This window comes from Micromonospora parva, assembly GCF_000718515.1.
Lineage (GTDB): Bacteria > Actinomycetota > Actinomycetes > Mycobacteriales > Micromonosporaceae > Micromonospora > Micromonospora parva.
In genome coordinates, this window is record NZ_JNZS01000081.1 from 1 (window position 1) to 217 (window position 217).

Consider the following 217-nt stretch of genomic DNA (forward strand, 5'->3'; position numbering starts at 1 on the left):
CCTGTCCGTGCAGGGCAAGGACATCAGCGTCGACGCCATGGCCAAGGAAATGGGCACCACCGAAGCCGGCACCAACTCCATCAACGACATCACCCCCGTGCTGAACAAGGAGACCGGTAAGAACGACGCCTACCACAGTGTCGAGATCTCCAGCCCGGACGCGGATGACAAGCAGACCGACAAGCTGCGCGCCGACGTTGTGAAGACCGTCGACGAC

The 217-nt window shown here is 61.8% G+C and carries 1 pseudogene; it reads left to right on the plus strand.

The features are described 5' to 3' along the window. Window positions 1–217 (plus strand): annotated as a pseudogene (locus IF22_RS0132685) (C39 family peptidase); the annotation flags it as partial.